Raw genomic sequence first — 8,441 nt, forward strand, 5'->3', positions numbered from 1 at the left:
TTGCCTAATCGACTTATCAGTTGACCTGTAGTAATTTTGACGAGTTAAATACAGGTTATGCTTTCAAACTATTGTTTTGTCTAGGTTCGGGCGCTTGGTGCGGCTCGAGTGCCGTTACAAGCGCATTCACTAACTTAGCCCCTTTATTCGCCACTGTCAACCTTTTTGACTATCTTTTTTTTAAAAGCATCAATCCCAGTAATGACATGGCATTTGCACCAAAATGTCAGAATGAATGATAGGTTTTGAGCAGGATTGAGCGGAGGAATTTTGTGAATTTTCAGTCAGTGATTGCTGCATTACATCAATTCTGGGCTGAACGCGGTTGCCTAATTGTCCAGCCCTACGATACAGAAAAAGGGGCAGGTACGATGAATCCCCATACCTTTTTAAGAGCAATTGGACCAGAACCGTGGTCAGTTGCTTATGTTGAACCTTGCCGACGACCAACAGATGGACGTTACGGCGAAAACCCCAATCGCTATCAGCACTATTACCAATACCAAGTTTTGATCAAACCCTCGCCTCCCAACATCCAGGAGATTTACTTAGATTCCCTTAAGGCTTTAGGTATTCATCCTGAAGATCACGATATTCGATTTGTAGAAGACAATTGGGAGGCTCCAACTCTTGGAGCATGGGGTGTTGGATGGGAAGTGTGGTTGGATGGCATGGAAATCACCCAATTCACCTACTTCCAACAATGTGGAGGTATTGATTGCCATCCCGTCTCCATTGAAATTACTTACGGTTTGGAACGATTGGTCATGTATCTCCAAAACGTAGATGCCTTTACCAAAATTCAATGGAATGACCGCGTTAACTACGGGGATGTTCATCTTCAGGGGGAAGTTGAACAATGTACCTATAACTTTCAGGCATCTAACCCGGATTTGTTGTTCACCCTTTTTGGTCTCTATGAACAAGAAGCACAACAACTTATAGATAGGGGACTAGTCATACCCACACTAGACTACATTTTGAAGTGTTCCCACACTTTTAATTTATTGGATGCTAGGGGAGTTATTTCGGTTACAGAGCGGACACGCTACATTGGCAGAATCCGTAATTTGGCAAGGACGGTGGCTAAAGTTTACTTGCGGCAGCGAGAAGCTTTGGGATTTCCCCTTGATAAGTCTTACCAGTCAGAGAAACTACCAACGTGACATTTCCCTAACTTCCAGATAGCCAGGACTTACCTCCAAGAACTGCAAAGTTTTACCCTTCTGCTACCTGTGTTAACAACCTGGGAATAATCATAAGAGGGCAGGCAAGGAACAAAGCTACGCTGAAAACCGTTTATGCTCATTTGGGCAGTACACCTTTGTCCTGCTATTTCTTCACGCCGTTTTGGATTGAAAGCAAAGCTAGGTTTGGCAATCTAATGAATCCTGCCAGTGGTGCAATACTGAGTTTGGCTTATATTCTTGCCCTATTGTCTACCGCAATGGTAGGCTTACCCACTCGTGATATTTCTTGGCAGGAATACGGTCTGTTAATGGGTGGAATAGGGGGGTTAGGAATACTAGCGGCGATCGCAATTCCCCAGGTGTGGCGAACGGGACCCAAAGCGAGATTGTGGTTAGCGGCTGGAGTTGTTGGTATTTTAGCGATCGCTTATTTCCAAGTCAGGATACCACAACCTGCATCAAATGATATCAGCAAGTTTGTTGCCTCAGATCAGGGTACAGTGCAGGGGCAAGTGGTTATGGTACAGGGCAAAGTTGAGACTGTACCCCGCCTCACGCGCTCCTCAAAGGGGCAATTTTGGTTAGAGGTGACCCAGTTAAACGAGGTTCAAAGCAGTAACAGCACGGGGGCTATCAGTCAGGGAGTGACGGGTAAATTGTACGTGACGGTTCCTCTGCTTCAAGCAACAGGTCTGTTTCCAGATGAAATGGTTGCTGTCACCGGAGTTTTGTACAAACCCAAGCCAGCAGCAAATCCAGGTGCTTTTGATTTTGAAGCTTATTTGGCAAAAGAGGGAGTTTTTGCTGGGTTAAGCGGTCGTCAAGTCACTCTTTTGGATGAAGGGCAGCAAGCGTCTTGGCAATGGTGGAGGCTGCGGCAGCGTATTGTTCGCGCTCAAGTTAGTCAACTAGGAAGTCCTGCTGGGCAACTGGTGAGTTCCATGGTTTTAGGGAATCAAGCTGTTGATATTCCCTACAACGTTCGGGATCAGTTTGTTGGGGCTGGATTAGCCCATGCCTTAGCTGCATCTGGAACTCAAACCGCGTTGATTCTTGGCTTAGTACTGATGCTGACTAAACGTCTTTCAGCCAAAGCACAGTTAATTTTTGGCACTATTGCCCTAATCGTTTTTGTTGGCTTAACTGGATTGCAGCCTTCTGTAATGCGAGCGGCAGTTATGGGCTTTGGGGCTTTAGTGGCGCTTGTAACGCAGCGTAAAGTCAAACCGTTGGGTTCGCTGTTATTAGCAGCTACTATTTTATTAGTTTTTAATCCCCTTTGGATTTGGGATTTGGGGTTTCAATTAAGCTTTTTAGCAACGCTGGGATTGCTAGTTACAGTACCACCCTTGATGAAGCAATTGGATTGGTTGCCTTCTGCGATTGGTTCTGCAATTGCGATTCCTCTAGCTGCTTCTTTATGGACGTTACCCCTACAACTTTACGTCTTTAGCATACTGGCACCCTACAGCATAGCTGCCAATATCTTGAGCGCTCCGTTAATTGCTCTAATCAGTATCGGTAGTTTCATCAGTGCTTTTGCCGCATTAATCTCGCCAGCAGTAGGTAGCGCCCTAGCTTGGTTACTCTATTATCCCGTTCAGTTATTAATCGGACTGGTACAGTTTTTTAATGGTTTGCCAGGAAATTCGGTGGCAGTTGGCACAATTTCTCTGGTGCAACTGTTACTCTTGTATGGACTGATTAGTCTGAGTTGTATTAGCTGGAAAGTGCGGCAGAAGTGGTGGCTGGCGGGTATAGTAGCTTTGATGATTGTGGTAATTCCCACTTGGCAAACTAGGATAGAACAGTTTCAAGTAACGATTTTAGGAGCGGATCGAGAACAAGTTTTGGTGGTTCAAGACCGAGGTCGAGTTACATTGGTTAATAGTGGGGAAGCCGATACAGCCAGTTTCACCGTACTACCTTTTCTGCACAAGCAGGGGGTTAATCAAATTGATTCAGCGATCGCTCTCGATTCAGAACCTCGCCTCAGAAGTGGTTGGGTTCCGATTTTGGAAAGTTTACTGATTAGACGATTTTACGATTGCGCTCCACGTCCAATTGGGGAAGTTGCCACTACGCAGCAACAATCCTTGGCTGACACGGGAGCCATTGCTGCTGCTGTTCAATCCCAACAGGGAACTTACGAAGTGGTGTCGAGTGGTCAACGATTAGCCGTTGGCGCTACAGCGATTAAATTAATCAACGCCGAACCCCCAATCGTACAGCTACAAGTACAGGATCGGAGGTGGTTACTGGTAGAAGAAATTAAGCCAGAAATCCAGCAGAAATTAGCGGCAACCGGGAACCTCCCCCAGACGCAAGTCCTGTGGTGGGCAGGTCAACCACTAACGCCAGAGTTTTTGGAGTTTCTCAAACCGGAAGTTGCGATCGCTTCATCTGATACTGTGGATTTACAAGCGGCTAAACTCCTGGAAAAGGCTAAAATTCCTCTATATTGGACGGGACGTGATGGGGCTATCCAGTGGACGCCAGATGGAGGGTTTGAAACAACTTTGCAGGCAAACCGCAACGATGCGCCTCTGTTGTAAAATAGCTGTTCAAGGAGAGTGTAGCTAAAATTTACTTACCACTAGAATCTGGATTTTTACTTACTGATTGCCAGCCTTCGAGTACAGCGAGTGCAAGGCTAACTGTTGGATCTATTCTTACTGCCGCTTTTAAAGCTTCAGCTTTTATTGTTCTTAGAGTATTAGCTACCCGCACTTTTCTTATTTCATCGTTAACGCTAACATTTTCGGCAATAGTTTCTTTTTCTTCATCTGACACCTCAATTTGATCAAGTCTATCAATTGCTACTTGTAGTTTAGTTTTTAGCTCGTTAACAAGAGTTTTTATTTTGTCATAGTCATCTTTTGTGATTTGGCTATTGTGAGCGATTTGACACCGAAATTTATAGAGTTCTTCCCATTTTTTTTTGTAGCTGAGTGTCTTCATAATCAACTAATACTGAAAAATATCTTTGCCAATTTGATTTAGGAATAAAGTTTTTCAGTTCGTCAAGGTTTAGCTCTTCAAAGGTTTTAGCTTTTTTAATTTTCTCAAATAAACCTTCTATGCCGTGCTTATAATAGGCTTTAAATAAGAAATCGGACAAGTGGATAAAATCTATGTCGTACAAAAAATTATTAGGAGCTTGTCTGGGTCGAGTTTTTTTAGAGTTAGCAGTTATTAACTTAATTTCTTGAGGAGAAGTTTCGGTTTCCCAATTTATCCCTACATTTGTAATCATAAATTTTGTGATTAACTTCCGCATACAATTTTCTATTTCATGTATGAGAGGATAGGCTTTTGTAGAGTAATAAAGAGAAAGATCATCCCAAAGACAGTTAACAGACTGTACGGAAATTTGAGAAATAATTGTTCTAATATTTCTCAGTAACCGACTGTACTCACTTAAATTGTCTTCAACGTTGTTTTCCAAGTTGTAATTAAATTTTAAATGAAAAAAACGCTGCTCTTCTAATTCACTAACTTGAACTTCATAATCTACTGCTATTTGATTGTAACTAATGGTCTTATCGTTAACTGCAATTTGAGAATCAGCTTTTAAAATATTATTGAAAGCCTTAATATTTCCACAAAATGAACCTTAAACTGTTTTAAGGTAAACGTGCTTGTAGCAATAGTGATTTTGATACCTTCAGTGGCAGTATTCGCGATTCTGCCGCCGCATTGCATTACTTTCACGAAGCTCCTATCGAATAATAGGGTTCTAAGCTTGTATCTCGGTACTAACTGCGTTAATATGTTAACTTTGATAAGTTAGTTGGATAGGGTTAACACTGCAAGCGTCACTCAAGCTAGTAAGTTAGCTAGAGAGTTAAGATAGTTAGAGCAGCAGACACGATACTTGGAGAGGTGGCAGAGCGGTTGAATGCGGCAGACTCGAAATCTGTTATGGGGTCACAGCCATCGGGGGTTCGAATCCCCCCCTCTCCGTTCCCCTGGTAGACCTTGGCAGAAGTCTGTCTGCCATTATGCAGCCAATGCCTTACCCTTGTAAGTTCACTTAAATGGTTTAGCCATAGTGTGATTGAAATAGTTAATAAATTCAAGAATACGGGTTTTGAACTCAGCTTTTTTAAAGGTTATATCTCCCAGCGGCTGGATGTTTGTAGAATACGATGATGCGATCGCATTGCCTTTTGTTTAAGAATCATGCCATCTGAAACTTCACTCCCTCCAGATTCACTGACAAATTCTACCCCCTTGCGGGTTTTGATTGTGGAAGATGACCCCATGATGCAATTGGGTTTAGAACAGTCGCTAACCGCTCACCCTCAAATTACGATTGTGGGACAGGCTGAAGATGGTTATATGGGCGTGGAAACGGCAAAAAAGTGCAATCCCGATATCGTCGTGATGGATATTGGCTTGCCGCGCTTAGACGGTATCGCCGCTACTCAGCAAATCAAAGCGGCACTTCCCCATGTCAGAGTAGTAATGCTGACTTCCCATACAAGCGAACAGGAAATTATAGCTTCACTTTCTAGCGGTGCGGATGCCTACTGCATTAAAGGAGCGAGTGTAGATCGGTTGCTCCAAGCGATCACCGCAGCGGCGGAAGGCGGCATTTATCTCGACCCGCAGATTGGTCGCCAAGTACTTCGACATCTTTCGCCCCCTACCCCCATTGGCAATGTTGCTAATTTGTCACAACGGGAGTTGGAAGTCTTAAAACTAATTGTCGAAGGCAAAAGTAATCCGGAGATTGCCTCAGAACTTTATCTGAGTGCCAATACCGTAAAAACCCATGTCCGGGGAATCATGAATAAATTATCGGTTGATGACCGAGTTCAGGCAGCAGTTGTGGCACTGCGTTCTGGGTTGGTGTAGAGACGCATATAACATCTCTACAGGGTTTCAATCAAAACTTGAAAAGGCGGGTAAGGAACCTGGATCTGGTGTTACTAGTTCCTTCTTTATAGGGGTTTGTATGAGAAAGATTCTAGAAATTTTCGAGAAAGTTATACTTTTTTATAGTTTTGTAGTAGTATAGCAACAGATGATTGCTCTATATAAGGAGCCTGCATAGAGTAGGAATCCTCATTCATAAGAGCTGAATTCATCTTGTAGTTAGTCAAAAAATAGATGGCAAAATCCCGTCAAAATTAAGGGCGTCAGGTCTTTATAAACAAGCCACTTGTATTCTACTGCCCCTGCTTCTTCAAGCAGAAGGGAAAATAATGACAGCTTTGTTAGCCTGAATTTCTCAGGTATAATGTCTCATTTACCAGCGCTTTCTCTTGGCTGGAATAGTAGAGCAAGCTATAACCACGCTCCTTCTTTCATTCATAACATACGGTGAATTACCGCCCTCGTGTTATCAGGTTGTTGTTGAATTTTGAGGTTGTCAAGTCTTATCGTTAAAACTCCCTACTTCGGGAAACTCTTACCGACTGCTGTAGCTTTAGCTGCACGGTCAGAGACCGGAGTGGGGCGGTAAAAACTGTGTGCGAAACACATTCCTTGGAGTCGGTTGCTGAACCGACTGTGTATCGTTCATTTTTAGAACTGCTGTCAACACGAAACTTCTCACTGCACCTTAAAGCTAGAAGGTTAGCCGATCATCCATCCTTAAACCCAACGATAGGCAATGTCTATCACTTTCCCTAAATTCCAGTAAGACTGGATTGGGGATAGATCAAACATTTACGACAAGCGCCTGGAGGTAGTTGCATGAAATCTTCCCTCGTTATCCTGTACCACCGCGAACCTTACGATGAGGTCGTGGAAAATGGTAAAGTCCATTACCGACCCAAGAAAAGTCCGAATGGAATTGTGCCAACCCTGAAAAGCTTTTTTGCCGGTGTTAATCAGGGAACTTGGATTGCCTGGAAGCAGGTGAATGCCAAACAGCAAAGCAATTTTGAACAACGAATCGTTGTTGAAGGTGAGGGCAACTACAACGTCCGACGGATTCCTCTGAAAGCCGAGCAGGTCAAACACTTCTATCACATCACATCAAAAGAAGCGATCTGGCCCATTCTGCATTCATTTCCCTATCACTTCACCTACGAGACTTCCGATTGGGAAAACTTTCACACGATTAACCGCTTGTTTGCCGAGGCTGCCTGTGATGAAGCTGCCGATGATGCCCTGATTTGGGTGCATGACTACAACCTGTGGCTGGCTCCTTATTACATCCGGCAGATGAAGCCGAAGGCTAAAATTGCCTTCTTCCACCACACTCCCTTCCCCTCCGTAGATATTTTCAACATCCTGCCTTGGCGAGAAGAAATTGTAGATAGTTTGCTGTCCTGCGATATCGTCGGCTTTCACATTCCCCGCTATTCAGAGAATTTTGTCAATGTTGCCCGCAGTCTGCGCAAGGTTGAAATAGTCAAGAAAGAACCTGTACCAGACCACATTACGCCTGTGGGAACCGCCCTAGCTGAACCCGAAATGACCACTCAGCTTCGATACAAGGGTCAGTTAGTTAACATTGATGCTTTACCTGTAGGGGCAAATCCCCAACAAGTTCTCTCCATGCTGCACCAACCAGAAACTCAAAAGCGGCTGGCTGAAATCCGAAAGAGTTTTGAAGGGCGCAAGTTGATTATTTCTGCTGGCAGAGTTGATTATGTTAAAGGAACACGGGAGAAGCTAGAAGCTTACGGACGCCTTTTAGAGCGCCGTCCTGACTTGCATGGCAAAATTAACATGGTTGTTACTTCCGCTGCCGCCGCTGCCGGGATGCGGGTTTACAAAAACGCTCAAACCCAAATTGAGCAGTTAGCTGGGAAAATTAACGGACGGTTTGCCAAATTTGACTGGCTACCCATTATGCTGTTCACCCAGCCAGTGCCTTTATCTGACTTGGTTTGTTATTACAAAGCGGCAGATATCTGTTGGACGACTCCTCTACGGGATGGTCTCAACCTGGTTGCCAAGGAATATATCATTGCTCATGAAGGACAAGATGGTGCCTTGATCCTTTCAGAGTTTGTCGGAGCGGCAGTAGAGCTGCCAGAAGCCATTCTCACCAATCCCTATTCCATTGATCGCATGGATGAGGCAATTGATCGGGCACTAGCGATGCCTGCCGAAGAACAAAAGGAACAGATGGCAAAAATGTACGAAACCGTGACCCACTACGATGTTCAGTACTGGGCTGACCACCTGTTGGAGTTGTTTGAACGCATCAAATCGGGTGAGGCAGTTCAGAAGAAAGAAGCACTGCCCGTTTAGGGGGAGATGGGGAGTGGGGGAGCAGAGGTGCAG

General features: G+C 44.3%; 6 protein-coding genes and 1 tRNA gene. 5 read left to right on the forward strand and 2 right to left on the reverse strand.

The annotated features are described in order from the left end of the window. Positions 1-272 precede the first annotated feature (272 nt). Together glyQ and IQ257_RS27910 are read left to right on the forward strand one after the other, a co-directional pair. The gene (glyQ, locus tag IQ257_RS27905) at positions 273-1,166 is read left to right on the forward strand and encodes a glycine--tRNA ligase subunit alpha (RefSeq protein WP_193881445.1); all 894 of its coding nucleotides are present in this window, start codon (positions 273-275) and stop codon (positions 1,164-1,166) included. Positions 1,167-1,384: 218 nt separating this feature from the next. Further along, positions 1,385-3,745: a ComEC/Rec2 family competence protein gene (locus tag IQ257_RS27910; RefSeq protein WP_193881448.1), complete on the forward strand. Its 2,361-nt coding sequence runs from the start codon at positions 1,385-1,387 to the stop codon at positions 3,743-3,745. A gap of 31 nt (positions 3,746-3,776) precedes the next feature. Here IQ257_RS27910 and IQ257_RS27915 read toward each other — a convergent pair whose 3' ends face one another. Continuing rightward, a complete protein-coding gene (locus IQ257_RS27915) occupies positions 3,777-4,151 on the reverse strand; it encodes a HEPN domain-containing protein (protein ID WP_193881451.1) in 375 nt (124 codons plus the stop codon). After that, a complete protein-coding gene (locus IQ257_RS27920) occupies positions 4,108-4,446 on the reverse strand; it encodes a hypothetical protein (protein WP_193881454.1) in 339 nt (112 codons plus the stop codon). The genes IQ257_RS27915 and IQ257_RS27920 overlap by 44 nt, the downstream gene beginning before the upstream one ends. A 623-nt stretch (positions 4,447-5,069) precedes the next feature. Here IQ257_RS27920 and IQ257_RS27925 point away from each other — a divergent pair. The 3 genes from IQ257_RS27925 (at position 5,070) to ggpS (ending at position 8,408) form a co-directional block, all read left to right on the forward strand. After that, positions 5,070-5,156: transfer RNA gene (locus IQ257_RS27925), tRNA-Ser, on the forward strand. A gap of 219 nt (positions 5,157-5,375) precedes the next feature. After that, entirely contained in the window at positions 5,376-6,053 is a 678-nt protein-coding gene (locus tag IQ257_RS27930; protein WP_193881458.1) for a response regulator, read from the forward strand. An 843-nt stretch (positions 6,054-6,896) separates the two neighbouring features. Further along, positions 6,897-8,408: a glucosylglycerol-phosphate synthase gene (gene ggpS, locus IQ257_RS27935; RefSeq protein WP_193881461.1), complete on the forward strand. Its 1,512-nt coding sequence runs from the start codon at positions 6,897-6,899 to the stop codon at positions 8,406-8,408. Positions 8,409-8,441: the final 33 nt, after the last annotated feature.

The sequence above is a fragment of the Coleofasciculus sp. LEGE 07092 genome, from assembly GCF_015207375.1.
GTDB lineage: Bacteria > Cyanobacteriota > Cyanobacteriia > Cyanobacteriales > Coleofasciculaceae > LEGE-07092.